Origin of the sequence: Eubacterium sp. AF19-12LB (genome assembly GCF_003479125.1) — a bacterium.
Classification (GTDB): Bacteria; Bacillota; Clostridia; order Lachnospirales; family Lachnospiraceae; genus Eubacterium_U; species Eubacterium_U album.
Genome location: NZ_QUGP01000018.1, coordinates 1 through 16,944 on the forward strand (window position 1 = coordinate 1; position 16,944 = coordinate 16,944).

General features: G+C 32.2%; 16 protein-coding genes. 12 read left to right on the forward strand and 4 right to left on the reverse strand.

From position 1 onward, the window contains the following. The first annotated feature begins 599 nt into the window (after positions 1 to 599). The gene (locus tag DWX29_RS11905; protein ID WP_022088792.1) at positions 600 to 1,187 is read left to right on the forward strand and encodes a cytidylate kinase-like family protein; all 588 of its coding nucleotides are present in this window, start codon (positions 600 to 602) and stop codon (positions 1,185 to 1,187) included. 153 nt (positions 1,188 to 1,340) lie between these two features. After that, positions 1,341 to 1,508 (forward strand): FeoB-associated Cys-rich membrane protein, encoded by a 168-nt coding sequence (locus tag DWX29_RS11910; protein WP_022088793.1) that lies wholly within the window; start codon positions 1,341 to 1,343, stop codon positions 1,506 to 1,508. Between the two features lie 116 nt (positions 1,509 to 1,624). Here the strand turns inward: DWX29_RS11910 and DWX29_RS11915 are convergent, their stop codons facing one another. Next, positions 1,625 to 2,470, reverse strand: a complete 846-nt coding sequence (locus DWX29_RS11915) for a pyridoxamine kinase (protein ID WP_022088794.1) — start codon at positions 2,468 to 2,470, stop codon at positions 1,625 to 1,627. A gap of 109 nt (positions 2,471 to 2,579) precedes the next feature. Between DWX29_RS11915 and DWX29_RS11920 the strand changes: the two genes are divergently transcribed. From DWX29_RS11920 to ispE, 8 genes are all read left to right on the forward strand, one after another. Next, positions 2,580 to 4,031: a PLP-dependent aminotransferase family protein gene (locus DWX29_RS11920; protein WP_118565931.1), complete on the forward strand. Its 1,452-nt coding sequence runs from the start codon at positions 2,580 to 2,582 to the stop codon at positions 4,029 to 4,031. 59 nt (positions 4,032 to 4,090) lie between these two features. Beyond that, on the forward strand, positions 4,091 to 5,119 hold the full coding sequence (locus DWX29_RS11925; RefSeq protein WP_022088796.1) for an AI-2E family transporter: 1,029 nt from the start codon (positions 4,091 to 4,093) through the stop codon (positions 5,117 to 5,119). A 10-nt stretch (positions 5,120 to 5,129) separates the two neighbouring features. Further along, complete coding sequence (locus tag DWX29_RS11930; protein ID WP_022088797.1) at positions 5,130 to 6,488, forward strand: CCA tRNA nucleotidyltransferase; 1,359 nt, start codon at positions 5,130 to 5,132, stop codon at positions 6,486 to 6,488. Positions 6,489 to 6,737: 249 nt separating this feature from the next. Then, the gene (locus tag DWX29_RS11935) at positions 6,738 to 7,736 is read left to right on the forward strand and encodes a spore coat protein CotS family (RefSeq protein ID WP_022088798.1); all 999 of its coding nucleotides are present in this window, start codon (positions 6,738 to 6,740) and stop codon (positions 7,734 to 7,736) included. Between the two features lie 102 nt (positions 7,737 to 7,838). Further along, positions 7,839 to 9,572, forward strand: coding sequence for a phospho-sugar mutase (locus tag DWX29_RS11940; RefSeq protein WP_022088799.1), 1,734 nt, complete (start codon positions 7,839 to 7,841; stop codon positions 9,570 to 9,572). Positions 9,573 to 9,674: 102 nt separating this feature from the next. Continuing rightward, positions 9,675 to 10,088, forward strand: a complete 414-nt coding sequence (locus DWX29_RS11945) for a protease complex subunit PrcB family protein (RefSeq protein WP_117910602.1) — start codon at positions 9,675 to 9,677, stop codon at positions 10,086 to 10,088. Positions 10,089 to 10,105: 17 nt separating this feature from the next. Then, positions 10,106 to 11,665 (forward strand): SPOCS domain-containing protein, encoded by a 1,560-nt coding sequence (locus tag DWX29_RS11950; protein WP_022088801.1) that lies wholly within the window; start codon positions 10,106 to 10,108, stop codon positions 11,663 to 11,665. Positions 11,666 to 11,814: 149 nt separating this feature from the next. After that, entirely contained in the window at positions 11,815 to 12,684 is an 870-nt protein-coding gene (gene ispE / locus DWX29_RS11955; RefSeq protein ID WP_022088802.1) for a 4-(cytidine 5'-diphospho)-2-C-methyl-D-erythritol kinase, read from the forward strand. Between the two features lie 17 nt (positions 12,685 to 12,701). Here ispE and spoIIR read toward each other — a convergent pair whose 3' ends face one another. Next, positions 12,702 to 13,322, reverse strand: coding sequence for a stage II sporulation protein R (spoIIR, locus tag DWX29_RS11960; RefSeq protein ID WP_022088803.1), 621 nt, complete (start codon positions 13,320 to 13,322; stop codon positions 12,702 to 12,704). Positions 13,323 to 13,607: 285 nt separating this feature from the next. Between spoIIR and DWX29_RS11965 the strand changes: the two genes are divergently transcribed. Next, positions 13,608 to 14,033 carry a DUF1934 domain-containing protein gene (locus tag DWX29_RS11965; protein WP_022088804.1) on the forward strand — a complete coding sequence of 142 codons (426 nt, stop codon included), beginning with the start codon at positions 13,608 to 13,610 and terminating at the stop codon, positions 14,031 to 14,033. Positions 14,034 to 14,228: 195 nt separating this feature from the next. On the opposite strand, the gene DWX29_RS11970 is transcribed toward DWX29_RS11965, so the two are convergent. Beyond that, positions 14,229 to 14,666, reverse strand: coding sequence for a hypothetical protein (locus DWX29_RS11970; protein ID WP_022088805.1), 438 nt, complete (start codon positions 14,664 to 14,666; stop codon positions 14,229 to 14,231). 92 nt (positions 14,667 to 14,758) lie between these two features. Next, positions 14,759 to 15,481 (reverse strand): lysophospholipid acyltransferase family protein, encoded by a 723-nt coding sequence (locus DWX29_RS11975; RefSeq protein WP_117910604.1) that lies wholly within the window; start codon positions 15,479 to 15,481, stop codon positions 14,759 to 14,761. 519 nt (positions 15,482 to 16,000) lie between these two features. Here DWX29_RS11975 and DWX29_RS11980 point away from each other — a divergent pair. Then, positions 16,001 to 16,789 carry a hypothetical protein gene (locus DWX29_RS11980; protein ID WP_022088807.1) on the forward strand — a complete coding sequence of 263 codons (789 nt, stop codon included), beginning with the start codon at positions 16,001 to 16,003 and terminating at the stop codon, positions 16,787 to 16,789. Positions 16,790 to 16,944 lie beyond the last annotated feature (155 nt).

Below are 16,944 nucleotides of genomic sequence, written 5' to 3' on the forward strand. Positions count from 1 at the left end.
GAAAACTTTACAGCTGGAATAATGAAGAAGACAAGTTAATCAATAACTAAGATTGATTTAGAATGTCGGACTGAATTGAGATTATATAATTACATAGAATTTGCTCGGGGCAGACAGCTGTCCCCTGACAGAGTCGCAATGACTCCATGATATATGTAACTGAGCGATGATTGTAAATTTTAAAATTTACGGTTGTCGCTCTTTTGTTATGCACAATGAGCCAAGTTTTTTCAGTTTTTTGCTGGCAAAAAAAACTGAAAAAATTTGGCGAATGTATAATCACTGAGAAGAAGCGAAGCGGATTCGAAGTGTTATACAAGGCGAAGCCGTGTGCATAACAAAAATACAAAAATCAAGCGGTATAGTTTCAGTTTTTTGCTGGCAAAAAAAACTGAAAAAATTTGGCGAATGTATAATCACTGAGAAGAAGCGAAGCGGATTCGAAGTGTTATACAAGGCGAAGCCGTGTGCATAACAAAAATACAAAAATCAAGCGGTATAGTTTCAGTTTTTTGCATGATTTTGTAATGATTAATTGCACAAAAAATGCGAAATTGTGATATAATTTATATATCAAATGAACGAGGAGGACGTGGCTTATGAAAAAGAATATTATTACAATTAGTAGAGAATTTGGTAGCGGCGGAAGAACAGTTGGAAGAAAACTTGCAGAGAGACTTAATATTCCTTTTTATGATGGGGAAATAATTGAAAAAGTACATGAAGAAACAGGATTTTCTCAGGATTTTATTAAGGAGCAGGGTGAACACTCACCAACTAAAAGTATTTTCTCATATGCATTTGTAGGAAGAGATGTGAACGGAATATCTATAAATGATTATGTATGGAATGCACAGAGAAAGATAATTTTGGACTTGGCAGAAAAAGGACCTTGTGTTATTGTCGGAAGATGTGCTGACTTTATTTTGAGGGACAGAGATGATTGCTTCAACGTATTTATTCATGCAGATGAAAAATTTAAAGCAGAACGTATTGTTAAGGAATATGGTGAGACAGATAAATCACCTGAGAAACGTTTAAGAGAAAAAGATAAAAAGCGTAAAATAAATTACAAATATTACACAGACCAGGATTGGGGCGTATGTGATAATTACGACATTTCTTTAAATACAGGAACACTCGGAATTGATAAGTGCGTAGATATTATCGAAGAACTTGTAAAATAATACTAAAAACTATTGACATTTGGCTCTAGTTAGTATAAACTAACTTACAGTTAGGTAGAACTAACAAGCCATTATGTATAATTAGAACTGAGAAAGGCTTAATTTTCCCGATTAAGCCTTTTTCGTTAGTATTATTTAAAGGAAGTGATTAGAATGCCGTTTATAGTAGAAAATATCGGAACAATTGTTGTAGCTATTATTTTAATAGCAATAGTAGCTCTTATAGTATGGTCGATGAGAAAAGACAAGAAAAATGGTAAAACCTGTAGCGGATGCAGTGGTTGTAGCGGATGTAGCGGTTGTAGCCATGGTGGACAGTAAAAAATATATTTCCTTATAAGAATAAAAAAACTCTCTTTTAAAAGCGAATAGGCGAAAATTAATCCTATGCTTAAAGGAGAGTTTTTGTTGTGTACTGTAATATTATAAGAACTTGTTTATGAAACTGATTTCCCAATCAGTTCTAAAAGGTATGGAATTTCTGCTTCAAAATTAACTCCGTATGTTACAGCATTTTTATCGTTATAAGTGTTTTCAATACATTTACAGGTGTAATCGGCGGCAATTTTTAATGAGTCTTCAATAGAAAAATCATTCATCAATGCACCGGTAACTGTGCTAGCAAAAACATCTCCGGTCCCATGGGATTTAATCGCAATTTCCTTGGTAGAATAACTGAAAAAAGTTTGACTTTCAGTATTGTATCCAATATATCCGAAACGATTAGGTTCAATATGTACACCTGTTATAACTGCAATTTTCGGACCTAGATTAGCAAGTTTAAGTAACATAGCTTTAATTTCATCTACAGAGGCGTCTTCCCCGGGATATGGAGTGTTAGTAATAAATGCGGCTTCTGATATATTCGGAAGAATAATATCTGCATCAGAGCAAAGAGTAGTCATTTTTTTAGCAAATGCCATGTCAAAGCCTGTGTATAACTTCCCATTATCAGCCATTGCCGGGTCTACAATGATATAACCATGCGGATTATTAAATGTTTTAAAATAATCAGAAACAATGTCAATTTGTTCAAGCGTTCCGATATATCCTGTGTAAATGGCATCAAATTTAAAACCTTCTTTAACCCATACATCTTTAATCGAAGGCATATCTTCAGTCAAATCCCTAAATGTGAAATTTGAAAAATTAGTATGCGTGGATAAGACCGCAGTAGGAACAATGGCAGTTTCCACGCCCATAGCAGAAATTATGGGTAAGGCAACAGTCAGAGAGCATTTTCCAATGCAAGAGATATCCTGTATAGTCATAATTCTTTTCATAGAATATTTTCCTCCGTTTACAAAAGCAATTTTCTACATTATAATCCACTTATGGTATTATTGAAAAGACCTAAATTTGTATTATTTAAAACACCAGATAGGGGAAAAGATGCTGACATATAATTTAAATGAAAGAGGAACGCTCACATTGTACGAATATTTGTACAAATGTATAAAGGATGACATAGTATCGGGAAAAATAAAAACAGATGAGAAGCTACCTTCAAAAAGAAATATGGCAAAAAATCATGATATAAGCGTAATAACCGTAGAAAATGCCTATGCACAGCTTTTAGTAGAAGGGTATATTCGCGCAGTTGAGAAAAAAGGATATTTTGCAAATGAGATTACAAATCAGATATCTGAAAATCAGGAAGTAACAGAAAATGTTAGTGAATACAAAATTAATAAGCCCGAGAAAGTAAAGTGGATAGTTGATTTTAATTCAAATCATGTAAGGTATGACAGTTTTCCGTTTGCTACATGGTCAAAAATAATGAGGCAGAAACTTTTAGATGAGGAAAACTCATTTCTTATGACACCATCAAGGAATGGAATATGGGAATTAAGAAGTGCGATAGCAAAGCATTTACGTGAGTTCAGAGGACTGACTGTATTGGCGGATCAGATAATTGTTGGTGCCGGAACAGAATATTTGTATGGACTTATAGTTCAGCTTTTAGGAAGAGATTCAGTAATTGCCACTGAAAATCCCGGATATCGAAAGATAAGCATGGTATATGAAAGCAATGGTGTAAGAACTATACATTTGCCTATGGATAATCAGGGAATAAGTATAGATGAATTAGAAAAAAGCGATGCAAATATAGTTCATATTTCACCAAACCATCATTTCCCTACAGGAAAGGTAATGCCTGCGGCAAGAAGACATCAGCTTTTAGAGTGGGCAAATATGGGAGAAAGATATATTATAGAAGATGATTATGACAGTGAGTTTCGATTTTCAGGAAAACCAATACCTACAATGGCAAGTATAGATAAAAATCAAAAAGTAATTTATATGAATACTTTTTCAAAGACACTTGCACCATCAATTAGAATCGCATATATGGTGTTGCCATTTGAATTAATGGATAAATATACAAAAAAATTAGATTTTTATTCGAGTACGGTTTCAAGCTTTGAACAATATACTCTGGCAGAATTTATAAAAGGTGGTTACTATGAGAGACATATTAACCGAATGAGAAATTATTATAAAGACAGCAGAAATAAAATTATTACGGCAATAAGAAATTCTTCGATATATCCACAGATTTCCATTGAAGAAGAAAACTCAGGACTTCATTTTATCTTGAGAATAAAAAAGAATATTGATGATGAAAACTTTAAAAAGTATTTAAAAGATAAACTTATTAACATTTCGTGCCTGACAGATTATTGTTATCAATATGATGATGAAGTTATTAATGAAAAATTTAGAAAAGAATTCAGCCATAAATTTATAATTAACTATTCAGAAGTAGAAGAAAGTAAAATGGTTGAAGCTCTTAAAATAATAGAACAGGCCTTAAAATTTACAGCAGAAAAAGATACGTAATAGTTTAAAAAGCTCATAAATGTTCATACTGAAAATAGTATGAATATGTGAGGTTTTGTATGAAAGAGTTGCTACAAAATGAAAATATAAGAAAATGCATAAAATTATTTGCGGTTTCATTAGGCGTTATACTGGTGATAAAATATTTGCTGCCGCTGTTCTGGCCTTTTGTGTTAGCATATTTTTTAGGAGAGTTAGTGTGCAGACTATCAGATTTTTTGAATAGAAAATTGCAGTTCCATTATAAGGTAGCGGCAATATTTTCACTTGTAGTAATAGTAATTTTAATTTTTGTACTGCTAGCGTTAATTATAAACAAGTTATTAGGACAGGTACAAAATTTGGTCGTAAGCTGGCCTAAATTTCAAAATGATTTAGACTGTGGTATAAAAGAAATTTGCTGTAACACAGAAAAGCGATTAAGGATAAATAACGGACTTTTGTATCAGACAATGTGCGATGGAATGGATGAAGTATCAAAAGTAGCAAAGAAAAATGTGTTTGTTAAAATAATGTCAAACTCTAAATCCGTTGTGATTGTATCAGTGGAAATTATAGCAGCGATTATAGTTGCAGTAATGGCGGCATATTTTTATGTAGTGGAAAAAAGCGATATAAAAGAAAAAATAAAAGGGCTATTTTTCTATAATGAGCTTAGCAAAATAAAAAGTAAAATGTCTATAATATTCAGGGCATATATAAAAGCACAGTTAGTTATCATGCTTATAACAAGTACATTGTGCAGTATTGGATTTGCACTGATTAAAAATCCATATTTTTTAATACTTGGAATTGTAGTGGGACTGTTAGATGCACTTCCTTTGATTGGGCTTGGAATTATAATGATACCGTGGGCAGTTGGTTATTTTATAATTGGAAATGTAAGAAAAGGGCTTGTAATAGCTGTTATTTATATAATATGCTATTTTGTAAGAGAAATTTTAGAGCCTAAGCTTATAGGTGATAATGCAGGAATAGGACCTCTTACCAGCCTTGTATGTATATATATTGGATATGAAATATTTGGACTATTGGGAGTATTTTTAGGACCGATAGCTTATATGATAATACAACAAATGACAGAATGAAGGTGTATAAATGAAATATAAATGTAATAACGATATAAAAATGAATATTCCAAAAGATGTGGATTTTATAATAAAAAAATTGGAAGAAAACGGATATGAAGCATTTGCGGTAGGCGGATGTGTAAGAGATACAATACTTGGGAGAGAACCAAAAGATTGGGATATAACAACGTCAGCGCTTCCACAGAAAGTAAAAGAAATTTTTAGAAGAACTCTCGATACGGGATTACAGCATGGCACGGTAACTGTAATGTTAAAACATATAGGCTATGAGGTTACCACATACAGAATTGATGGGGAATATAAGGATAGCAGACATCCGGAGTCAGTTGAATTTACAACAAATCTGATTGAGGATTTAAAACGAAGAGATTTCACAATAAATGCCATGGCGTATAATTCAAAATACGGAGTTGTGGATGCATTTGACGGAATAGGTGATTTGCAACGAAAGGTTATTAAATGTGTAAATGATCCTGAAGAAAGATTTACGGAAGATGCTTTAAGAATGCTTAGAGCAGTAAGATTTTCAGCACAGCTTGGATTTGAGATTGAGGAGAAAACTGAGAAAGCAATAAAAAAACTTGCACCGACTCTTGAAAAAATAAGTGCAGAGAGAATTTGTGCTGAATTAGAAAAACTTATTCTTTCAGATAATCCTGACAAATTAATTGAAGCATATAATTTAGGAATTACAAAGGTCGTATTGCCTGAGTTTGATGCAATGATGGAATGCAAACAGGATACTCCATATCATATGTACAATGTTGGAGAACATACAATCAAAGTAATGGAAAATGTTGAAAAAACAAGAGTTATGAGATTTGCAGCATTGCTTCATGATGTTGCGAAACCGGATGTACATACATTTGATACGAGAAGCCATTTTAAAGGACATGCTATAGCAGGCGTGGAAAAGGCAAATAAAATAATGCGTAGATTGAAAATGGATAACAAGACGATTGGACTGGTAAAAAGACTTGTTGCCTGCCACGATGATCGCCCTGTGGAGCATGGACGAAGTGAAGAAAAGGTAAGGAGAAGTGTGCATAAAATAGGAAAAGACATATATCCATTGTATTTACAACTTGTAAATGCAGATTTTGCAGGAAAAAGCGAATATGGACGTGAAAAAGGTTATGATGATTATTTATATGTTGTAGAAACATTTAACAAAATAGTAGATGAAGAACAGTGTACCTGTTCAGCAGAATTAAATATAACCGGAAAAGAAATGATAGAAATGGGTGTAAAGCCGGGACCAAAGATTGGAGATATATTTGACAGACTATTAGACATGGTATTAGAAAATCCTCAGTTAAATGAAAATGAAAAATTACGAGAATTAGTTTTAAAATTTAATGCATAAAAAGAAAAATTTTCCAGCTTCATATTCTGGATTTGCATTGCAACCGTCTTAGAATTTAATGTATAAAAATAGAGCGAATAAAGTTTTGACAACGAAAAAATTTGCTACAAAAAATTAAAATATCTTCTGAAGAATTTAATACTTAGGAATATCGCAACCAAAAATATCATAGTATAAAAAAGCTGAAACTATCTGAAACAAAAAGAAAAAGTCCCAGATAAACAGAATATGGTATTGAGAGGTGGCTGTATGAATGAAAAATCGTTAACTGTATTAGAGCAGTATGAAATTAATCTAAAGGAGATATTTAGAACAAAGGGAAATTATGGGTGTGTCACGGAAAAAGACATATATATTTTGCAGGAATATAATGATGGCGAAAAAAAGGGAGGAACCCATAATTTGATAGGTACGTATTTGGAGAAAAATGGGTTGTGCTGCGATTATCCTATTCCAAATAAGGAAGGCAAGTATGTGTCGGTCAGCATAGACGGATATACGTATATCTTAAAAAAATGGTTTAATGCCAGAGAGTGTGATATATCGCTAAAGACAGATATAATGAAATCTGTTAGTAATTTAGGAAAGTTCCATAGCATAACCGAAAATACCTACGATTTATGGAATGATGAATATAGTTTACATAATATTGATAATATAATAAACGTCTATGAAAGACATAATAGGGAAATAATAAAAGTAAGAAATTATATTAATAAAAGGAAAAATAAGTCTAAATTTGAGCTTGACCTTCAGGTGGAAATTGGCAAATATTACAGGCAGGGTGAGCAGGGAATATGGGAACTGAAAAATAGTTCATATGAGCAGTTATATAAAGAGGCTATAGCTAATAAATCAGTATGCCATGGAGTGTTTAATCATCACAGCGTTCTATTTGAAGATGGAAAAACGATTGTTATTAATATGAAAAAATTTGGATATGGATTGCAATTATATGACTTTTACGGATATTTAAGAAAGATAATGGAAAAAAATGAATGGGATGAAGAACTTGCATGGGAAGTCATGGATACATATTCTTTGCAGGTAAATCTGACCAAAGAAAAAATTCGTGTATTATGGAGTTTTTTTGTGTATCCGGAAAAGTTTTGGAAAATTATAAATTACTATTTTAATTCAAATAAAGCATGGAGTTCAGATAAAAATCAGGAGAAACTAAAACAATTTCAATTTCAGGAGGAAAAAAGACAGCAATTTATAGCACAACTTAAGAAAAAATGGGAATAAAAAATATTTTTTTATCTAAATTGTTATTTATTTTATGGTATCTTTGTATTATAATAAGTTCGAACTTTGTAGGAAGAGATTGAGGAAGTAGGAGGAGAAATCATGAGCTATAAAGATATATATAACGAATGGCTTAATAATCCATATTTTGATGAAGCTACGAAGGCAGAACTTCAGGCTATTAAAGATGACGAAAAGGAAATTGAAGACAGATTTTATATGGATTTAGAATTTGGTACTGCAGGGCTTAGGGGAGTTATTGGAGCCGGCACAAACCGAATGAATATTTATGTTGTCAGAAAGGCAACTCAGGGACTTGCAAATTACATCAATAAGATGGGACAGGGAAGCAAGGGAGTTGCAATTGCTTATGATTCAAGAAATATGTCACCTGAATTTGCAGATGAGGCAGCTTTATGTCTTTGTGCAAATGGAATCAAGGCTTACGTTTTTGAAAGTCTCAGACCAACACCTGAATTATCATTTGCAGTTAGATATTTAGGATGTACAGCAGGTATTAATGTGACAGCAAGCCATAATCCGGCAGAATATAACGGATATAAAGTTTACTGGGAAGATGGAGCACAGATTACACCACCTCATGACACAGGAATTATGAGTGAGGTTAAGGCAGTTGCGGATTATTCAGCATGTAAGACAATGGATAAAGAAAAGGCAATTGCTGATGGTTTATACATACAGATTGGTGCAAATGTAGATGATCCTTACATTGCAGAATTAAAGAAACAGGTAAAGAATCAGAAATGCATAGATGAAATGCAAAAAGATATCAAGATTGTTTATACACCACTCCACGGAACAGGAAATATTCCGGTAAGACGTGTGTTAAAAGAATTAGGATTTGAAAATGTATACGTAGTAAAAGAACAGGAATTACCTGATGGTAATTTCCCAACAGTAAGTTACCCTAACCCTGAAGCTGATGAATGCTTTGCGCTTGCAAAGAAAATCGGTGATGAAGTAGGAGCAGATTTACTTTTAGCTACAGACCCTGATGCAGACAGACTTGGAGTATATGTAAAAGGTGATAAACCAGGAGAATATCATGTACTTACAGGAAATATGTCAGGATGCTTATTAGCAGAATATGAACTTAGCCAGATGAAGGAAAATGGAACATTACCTGAAGATGGAGCTTTAATTAAGACTATTGTTACAACAAATCTTGCAAATGGAATTGCAAAATATTATGGAGTAAATCTTATCGAAGTACTTACAGGATTTAAGTACATCGGAGAACAGATTCTTAAATTTGAAACAACAGGAAAAGGACATTACTGTTTTGGATTTGAAGAAAGCTATGGTTGCTTAATCGGAACTCATGCAAGAGATAAAGACGCAGTAGTTGCATCAATGGCACTTTGCGAAGCAGCAGCTTATTATAAGTCAAAAGGAATGTCATTATGGGATAAGATGATTGAAATGTACGAAAGATATGGATATTGCATGGATGGAGTACAGTCATTAACATTAAAGGGTAAAGAAGGAATTGAAAAGATTCAGAATACTCTTGAAAAATTAAGAAAAGACGTTCCAACAGAATTTGACGGACTTAAGATTCTTTCAGCAAGAGATTACAGAGAAGATGTAATTAAAGATATGGTAACAGGAAAAACAACTAAGACAGGTTTACCTAAGTCAAACGTACTTTACTATGATTTAGAAGATGATGTATGGGTATGTATCCGTCCATCAGGAACAGAACCTAAGTTGAAATTCTATTACGGTGTAAAGGGTACAAGTTTTGAAGATGCACAGGAGAAACTTGATAAGCTAGGCAAATATTTACTCGATATGGTTAACTCAATGCTTTAAGCCGTAAATATAACTAATATTTATTTGTAAAGACTAATTTATGTTATAAAAATAAAAGCACTATAATATATTCTTAATAAGAATTATTGTGGTGCTTTTTTTATGGCAAAATGTAGAATGGTTTTAGCATTTACTGTTATTTTGGTGGGCATTTGCTTATGCTCCTGTAAAATAGAAAAAATAAGCAGCAAAAAAACGAAGGATGTTGAATACACAATTGTTCCTGAAAATGAAATACCACAGGAAGTAAAGAAAGTAATAGATGAAAAGAAAGGCTCGGAATTTAAATTGGCCTATACTGATCCTGAATACACATATATTCTTATAGGATATGGAAAGCAGGATTATCAGGGTTACTCAATTATTTTAAAGGAACTATATGAAACAACAAATTCAATATATGTACAAACTAAATTTAAAGGTCCTAAAGAATATTCAAATATACAATCAGAAACATTTCCGTACATAGTAATAAAAATAGAATCCACGAATAAAAATATAATATTCGCAGAATAAAAATAATGGGAGGGCATATGGAATTAGTTAAAAATAATGTATATTTGAGAAATAAGGCAGGGCAGGCTGCTAACAAAATGTATGTAAATGAAGAAGTGAATGTATCAGAGGTTTTTCCGGAAATTTACAATATTGTAAGGGAAAAAACAGAAATTCAATTGGATAAAGTTACACCCGAAACTGACCAGGTCATATTAAATGGATACATAAATTACAATATTTTGTATTATACAAATGATTCAGATATGGTGTATGGAATAGAGGGAGAAATTCCATTTGAGGAAACATTAAGAATTGGAAACACAGATGAAAATAGTATTGTTGATGTGAAAATGGAAGTTGATAGTTCAAATGTGAAACTATATAACTCTAGAAAATTTGCATTAAGGGCAGAAATTTTGATTTCAGCTGTGTCAGAAGGGCTTGAAAGCATAGAATTTCCGGATAAGATGGAAAACAGTAGAGGGATGGAAGTATTAAATGATACGGTAGAAACAATGTCCGTAGTTGCTGAACAAACTGAAAACATACGCATAAAAGAAAGCGTGTATATACCGGGAGTTAAGCCGGCAGCAGATAGAATAGTATGGAAAGAGTTGAAACTTAAAAATGTGACATCAAGAGTAAATGATGGAATGATAAATGTATCCGGTGAAATGTATGTGTTTATTATGTATTTGCCGGAGGAAGCAGATATGCCTAATCAGTGGATAGAAACAACCGTAGATTTTAAGGATAATTTGGAAATGAGTGAAGCTACAGAAGATTTAATTTCATTTATAAATGTGACGCTACAGGATGGAAAAATACATTTAAATGAAAATGAAGAGGGAGAAAATAGGGAACTTTCGATAGACGCAGTTTTGCAATTAGAGATAAAACTTTATAAGGAAAATAAAACTGAAATTTTAATGGATATATATTCACCAACTAAAAATGTACAGACAAAATTAAAAGACGTATGCTATAAAAAATTGCTTGTGAAGAATGCATCCAGAACAAAAACAGTAAAAAAAATTGAACTTGATCAGTCTAAAGGAAATGCTTTGCAGATTTGCAGCAGTACAGCAGATTTGAAAATAGACAATATTGAAATTGTTGATAACGGAATCGTGGCTAAAGGAAAAATGAAAGCATGTATAATGTACATTTCTTCAGATGACAAGAGACCTGTTTGTGCAAAAGAAGACAGCTGGGAATTTGAACACAGAATTGATGCAGACGGCATAAGTAAAGATGATTCATACTATGTTAAATGGCGCGTAGAACAGGTAAATACAAATATGGTAAACAGCAGTGAAATTGAAGTTAAAGCCGTAGTTGCACTTGAAGCTATCGTGTTCAAAAAATGTGATATGCAGGTTATAAATGAAGTTGAAGTAAAAGAGTATGATAGTGAAATGTTAAATGAAGTTCCGGATTTAGTTGGTTATATAGTTCAGAGAAATGATACTCTGTGGAATATTGCAAAATCTAATTTTACAACAATGACACAGATAATTAATGTAAACAAGTTGGAAAACTCCAGAATAAAAGAGGGAGAAAGACTTTTGCTTACGAAAACCTGTAATGAGTAAAAGTAGGATACTTTTGTTTACAAAAATCTTTAATGAATATATGGAGAATACTTTTGCCTAAGTAAACTTGTAATGAGTAAAAGAAATTAGTATACTGATATGGCGTAAGTAGAAGCGTATTTGATTGTTTGAAAGGTTAAGTACAGAATATGGATAAAATTGAATTAAAAGCTTATGGAAAAATAAACATAGGACTTGACGTTATAAGAAAAAGAGAAGATGGTTACCATGATTTGGATATGATTATGCAGACAGTAGGTGTGTATGATGATGTAATAATATCAAGGGAAGATGGCACGCAAACTTATGAAATAGAAGTAAGCACTGATGCAGATATTTTGCCAAATGATAAAGGAAACCTAGCTTTTATGGCTGCAAAAGTATTAATGGAAGCTTATGATATAAAATCAAAAGTTAAAATTCATATAAATAAGAGAATACCTATAGCAGGAGGAATGGCAGGAGGAAGTGCTGATTGTGCAGCTGTATTAAGAGGTGTAAATAAGTTATTTCAATTAGGGCTTACAGATGAACAGTTACAGGAATACGGTGTAAAGCTTGGAGCGGATGTGCCTTATTGCATAGTAGGTGGAACAAAAAGAGCGCAGGGCATAGGTGAAATATTGACAGATTTACCTACACCGCCAAAGTGTTATGTGATAATTGCAAAGCCGGACGCATTTGTTTCAACAAAATTTGTTTACAGCCATATACGCCCGGCGCAGATAGAAAATCATCCTGACATAGATGGAATAATCGAATCTATAAAAGCAGGTGATTTATACGGAATGTGTGAAAAGATTGCAAATGTAATGGAAGATGTAACAATTCCTGAATATCCAATTATTCAGAAGGTTAAGGATATTTTGAAATCAAATGGAGCGGTCAATGCGTTAATGAGTGGAAGTGGACCTACAGTCTTTGGTATATATGATGATGAAGAGAAAGCTAAACAATCAATGGATGCATTATCAGGAAAAGAGTTTGTGAGTCAGCTTTATCTTACAAAATTTATTTAAGCTTTATCTTACGGAATTTATTTAAATAATTTATTTAAAAACGTTAAATATTTGAAGCGGAAAACAGTGTTGTCTTCTGAAATATAACTATAATCTTCCTCGGAGATATTTTCTTTGATAATTTCTTTTGATGATTCGGGAAGAATACCGGAAGATGCATCAACAAAGCATAAAGGTGGATAAAGAACGCACCACCAGTTATGACCTTCTCCACTTCCTATATACATTGTATAAGAAAGATAAGTGCCGGAAGGAAATGACATATCACCGTATTTTTTAACCGGGAAATCATCTAAGCCAAATGAGGAAGATATAGCGTAATCATAGCCATTATTTTTTATGACAGTGTTAGCTATTTTCTTTAAATCTTTATCGTGAGAGGCAATGAATTGTTTGGCATCTTCTAAAGAAGTGAATTCAGAAGAATGCTGATTCATATAGCCAACAACATTGTCTTTGACTTTCAATTTTAAATTTTGGTCTGGAATGGTATCGCTATTTGCCTTAACATGGAAACGGATAACACAATTGCTAAGGTCATTTTGCACCTTAGATGATTTTGAATTATGCATAATTGCAAGAGCAAAAAAAGAAACAACAAATATAACAGAAACAAAAAATTTATTTATATGTAACATGTAAATACTCCTCTATAAAAAAATATATAACTATGTGCAAAGTAAAAAAATAAATAATTATGTGCCAAATAAAAAATAAATAACTATGTGCAAAGTAAAAAATAATTATGTGTAAAATAATTTAAATCTAAGTGGGGTTGCGGACTGTTAGAATAAACGATATATATTAATCCGCAATATAATTTATTGCAACAATATTATTTATATAGAGAGTTCCCAAAAAAGAAAAAAATATACATATTTGATAAATAAAGAACAAAAAATAGAAAGAGATAAATAAAAACTATGAATGAAGAAGTAATTATTTCAATAAAAGGATTAAGAGTTACCGAAGACACCGACGAAGATGTAGAGGTTATTACACCTGGAAAGTATTATCTTAAAAATGGAAAACATTATTTGCTTTATGATGAAATTGATGAAGAAAGTGGTAAGACAATTAAAAATATGATAAAGATAACTTCGGAATATGTAGAAGTTACAAAACGAGGAGGCATTAGTTCAAAATTATGCTTTCAGGAAGAAAAGTCTTATCAATCAATTTACAGTACGATGTTTGGTGAATTCCTTATGGAAACAAAAACAGATGCTGTGATGCTTGATGAATCAGATGAAGTTATTGAAGCAACAGTTAAATATGAATTGTTTATTAATGGAAGCAGTGTTTCAACAAATAATATAGTTATTAAAGTTGAAAATAAAGTAAAATAAAAATTTAGAAACTAATATAGAAAAGTGCTAGATTTTACTCATGATTTAAAAATCGAGAAAAGTGCTAGGTTTCGTCTATCCTTGAAAAACGAATAAAAAACAGATTATGTTGTCACAAGTTACAAAAGCAAATGATTAAATGTTGCTTTATGCAAACTGTATTATGACATCATAATCTGTTTTTTATTATAGTTGTTATTTCTTTTTCTTACCAAAGAGACCTTTTTTCTTAGGTGGTTCATATACAGGACCACGGATTCTCTTAAAGTTAGTGATGTAAATTCCGCTTACAGTAGCTTTGATTTCCTGCTTAGGAAGAATCTGGTCAAAAATCTTTCCGTCGCAAATAAGGTTCATAACCTTAGGACCGGCTTTTACTTTTACGATTGGAAGTTTAGCTCTTCTCATGTATTTAGGTGTCTGTTCAACAACGATACTTGGAAGTCCGGCTTCCTTTAATTTCAGTTTCTTTTTATCGATTACTAATAAATTAACTGTCTGAGCATTTGCTTCTAAAGTTTTCTGCTGTTCAGCCTGCTTCTTTTCCGCTTTTCTTCCTAAGAAATATAAAACAACGAAAGCAACAAGTAAAACGGCAATTATTACGATAAGTGTTATTGTAAGTGCCTTCATTACTTACCTCCTATATAAAATTCTTTCAATATTTTAGCATTTAAAACAAAAATTTACAACATAATATAAAAATATGTTGTAAATTAAAGAATCTATTTATTTTCATCAAGAAGTTTAGCTACACATTCCTGAACATGTGAAGTAAGTTCACGTTGTTCAGGTCTGCTTAAATCCTTTGTTTCAATTGGCTTTCCGAAAATGATTTTTACAGTTCCCGGTTTTATTTTTGGAAAATGTTCTTCAAAAATTGCCGCTGAATTAATAATTCCAACAGGAACGATAGGTTTTTTAGCTTTAATGGCCATTTTTAAACTACCCTCTTTAAAAGGAAGCATTTCGTTAGTTTTTGAACGTGTTCCTTCAGGACAGATGAACATTGAAACACCGTTTTGTAAATAGTCAGTACCTTTTTGAATTGTCTTTAAGCCTTTACGTGGATTTTCTCTGTCAAGAAAAAGACAGTTAACAAAGTACATAATCCAACTTAATAATGGAATTTTTTTCATTTCAGCTTTAGCAATGTAACCTGTAGGGCGTTTCATATATTGATATGTAGTAACAATGTCAAAGTAACTTTTGTGGTTTGATGCAAATAAAACAGAAGTATCATCGGGAATGTTTTCTAATCCTTTAACTTCGGTTTTAACACCGCTAATTTTCATTACAATCCAAAATCCAAATTGTACCCATTTTAAACAAATTACGCTTCTAAGATTCATGTTAAACTGCTGAATGATTAATTCAACCAACATAAATGGCAGAGAAACGATTAAATAAATTACCAAAAAGATGGCTAAAATAATAAGTCGCATCATATTATTTAGTATTCTCCTTATATCATTATTGCATTCGTATAATTGTAGTCGCAAATATATTTAGTTGGAATATTACAATTAAAAAAATGCCTTTTATTATTGTAAGTGGAAAGAATGAAAAAATCAATATACACTATATTTGATAATAAAACGAATATATTACGTGAAGTGAAAAACTGAAAGCCACTTTTAACAGATGAAGTGGATTTTAGGTTTACACAAATATACTAATAAGATAGAAAAGACAATATTAAAATAAGAAAAGAAAAAAGATTGATTTACAAAAAAAGCGTTGGAAAATATGCAATTTAAATATAAATAAGAATAAATAAGAGAAAAATGTATTAAAATAACAAATTTATTAGTAATAATATACATTGTAAAGACAGAAAAGTTGGCGAATATGTATAAAACACCCATAAAAACGGTTTTATTTATTGAATATTAAAATTGCGCGTGATATACTATGGTTAACTTGCGAAATAGTCATTTCGCACTATGAAATAGGAGGAGATTAAAATGAAGTTAGTAAAGAAATTTGCAGCAGCTGTAGCAGCAATGGCACTTACAGTTGCTATGACAACATCGTGTTTTGCCGCTAGCTGGGGAAGCTATTTCGGACAGAACGAAGGATGGTATGAAGGAGCATATGGTGAATTAAAGAGCTCAACAGATACAAGCTGGACAGCTAACATGGACGCTATCGGTTGGGGCGGATGCTGGGGAGGTCAGGTATTCCAGCAGAACCTTAAGATTAAAAAAGGCGATGAATATCAGCTTAAGTTTAATATGACATCAAGCAAGTGTGATAAATGGGTATTTATCAAAATCGCAACAAAGGATGATATTGCATACGGTGATTGGATTCAGTTAAAGGCTGGAAAAACAACAAAGTATGATGTTACTTTCAAGGCTAAAGTAGATGCTGATTCAATTTACTTTGGTATCGGTGGTGATTTTGGTGACAGAGCTGAGGGAACAGATCAAGCAAAGGGAGCTATTTACCAGTATTCAAAGACAAAACCAAATGATGGTGATGCTACATACGCTACAGAGCTTAAATGTACAGGTTACTCACTTGCAGCAACTAAGGCAGCAAGCACAGATACAGCATCAAATGATAATGCGTCAGCAGACAGCACAGATACAACAAGTGCTTCAACAGATACAGCAAGCACAAGCGTAACAGATTCAACAGATACTTCTGCAGTAGCAACAGGTGATTTCGCACCTATCGCTTGCGCAGGTGTTGCAATTGCAGCAGCTTCAGTAGTTGTTATCTTTTCAAAGAAGAGAAAAGAAGCTTAATTAAAAATTAATTGAATTTAATATTTAATAAAAAGATAGAGCAAAATTTGCAAATGCGGTTTTGCTCTATCTTTTTTTGTTATACACAATGAGCCGAATAAAAAAAGTTTGTTATACACATGACTGCGTCATGAATAACCACCTCAAATCCGCTG

What these genes read in the sequence shown, in the direction of transcription:
- DWX29_RS11915 (WP_022088794.1), bottom strand. Translation starts at nt 2,470, where the DNA reads ATGAAAAGAATTATGACTATACAGGATATCTCTTGCATTGGAAAATGC.
- DWX29_RS11905 (WP_022088792.1), top strand. Translation starts at nt 600, where the DNA reads ATGAAAAAGAATATTATTACAATTAGTAGAGAATTTGGTAGCGGCGGA.
- DWX29_RS11965 (WP_022088804.1), top strand. Translation starts at nt 13,608, where the DNA reads ATGAATGAAGAAGTAATTATTTCAATAAAAGGATTAAGAGTTACCGAA.
- ispE (WP_022088802.1), top strand. Translation starts at nt 11,815, where the DNA reads ATGGATAAAATTGAATTAAAAGCTTATGGAAAAATAAACATAGGACTT.
- DWX29_RS11930 (WP_022088797.1), top strand. Translation starts at nt 5,130, where the DNA reads ATGAAATATAAATGTAATAACGATATAAAAATGAATATTCCAAAAGAT.
- DWX29_RS11920 (WP_118565931.1), top strand. Translation starts at nt 2,580, where the DNA reads ATGCTGACATATAATTTAAATGAAAGAGGAACGCTCACATTGTACGAA.
- DWX29_RS11910 (WP_022088793.1), top strand. Translation starts at nt 1,341, where the DNA reads ATGCCGTTTATAGTAGAAAATATCGGAACAATTGTTGTAGCTATTATT.
- DWX29_RS11925 (WP_022088796.1), top strand. Translation starts at nt 4,091, where the DNA reads ATGAAAGAGTTGCTACAAAATGAAAATATAAGAAAATGCATAAAATTA.
- spoIIR (WP_022088803.1), bottom strand. Translation starts at nt 13,322, where the DNA reads ATGTTACATATAAATAAATTTTTTGTTTCTGTTATATTTGTTGTTTCT.
- DWX29_RS11935 (WP_022088798.1), top strand. Translation starts at nt 6,738, where the DNA reads ATGAATGAAAAATCGTTAACTGTATTAGAGCAGTATGAAATTAATCTA.
- DWX29_RS11975 (WP_117910604.1), bottom strand. Translation starts at nt 15,481, where the DNA reads ATGATGCGACTTATTATTTTAGCCATCTTTTTGGTAATTTATTTAATC.
- DWX29_RS11940 (WP_022088799.1), top strand. Translation starts at nt 7,839, where the DNA reads ATGAGCTATAAAGATATATATAACGAATGGCTTAATAATCCATATTTT.
- DWX29_RS11970 (WP_022088805.1), bottom strand. Translation starts at nt 14,666, where the DNA reads ATGAAGGCACTTACAATAACACTTATCGTAATAATTGCCGTTTTACTT.
- DWX29_RS11950 (WP_022088801.1), top strand. Translation starts at nt 10,106, where the DNA reads ATGGAATTAGTTAAAAATAATGTATATTTGAGAAATAAGGCAGGGCAG.
- DWX29_RS11945 (WP_117910602.1), top strand. Translation starts at nt 9,675, where the DNA reads ATGGCAAAATGTAGAATGGTTTTAGCATTTACTGTTATTTTGGTGGGC.
- DWX29_RS11980 (WP_022088807.1), top strand. Translation starts at nt 16,001, where the DNA reads ATGAAGTTAGTAAAGAAATTTGCAGCAGCTGTAGCAGCAATGGCACTT.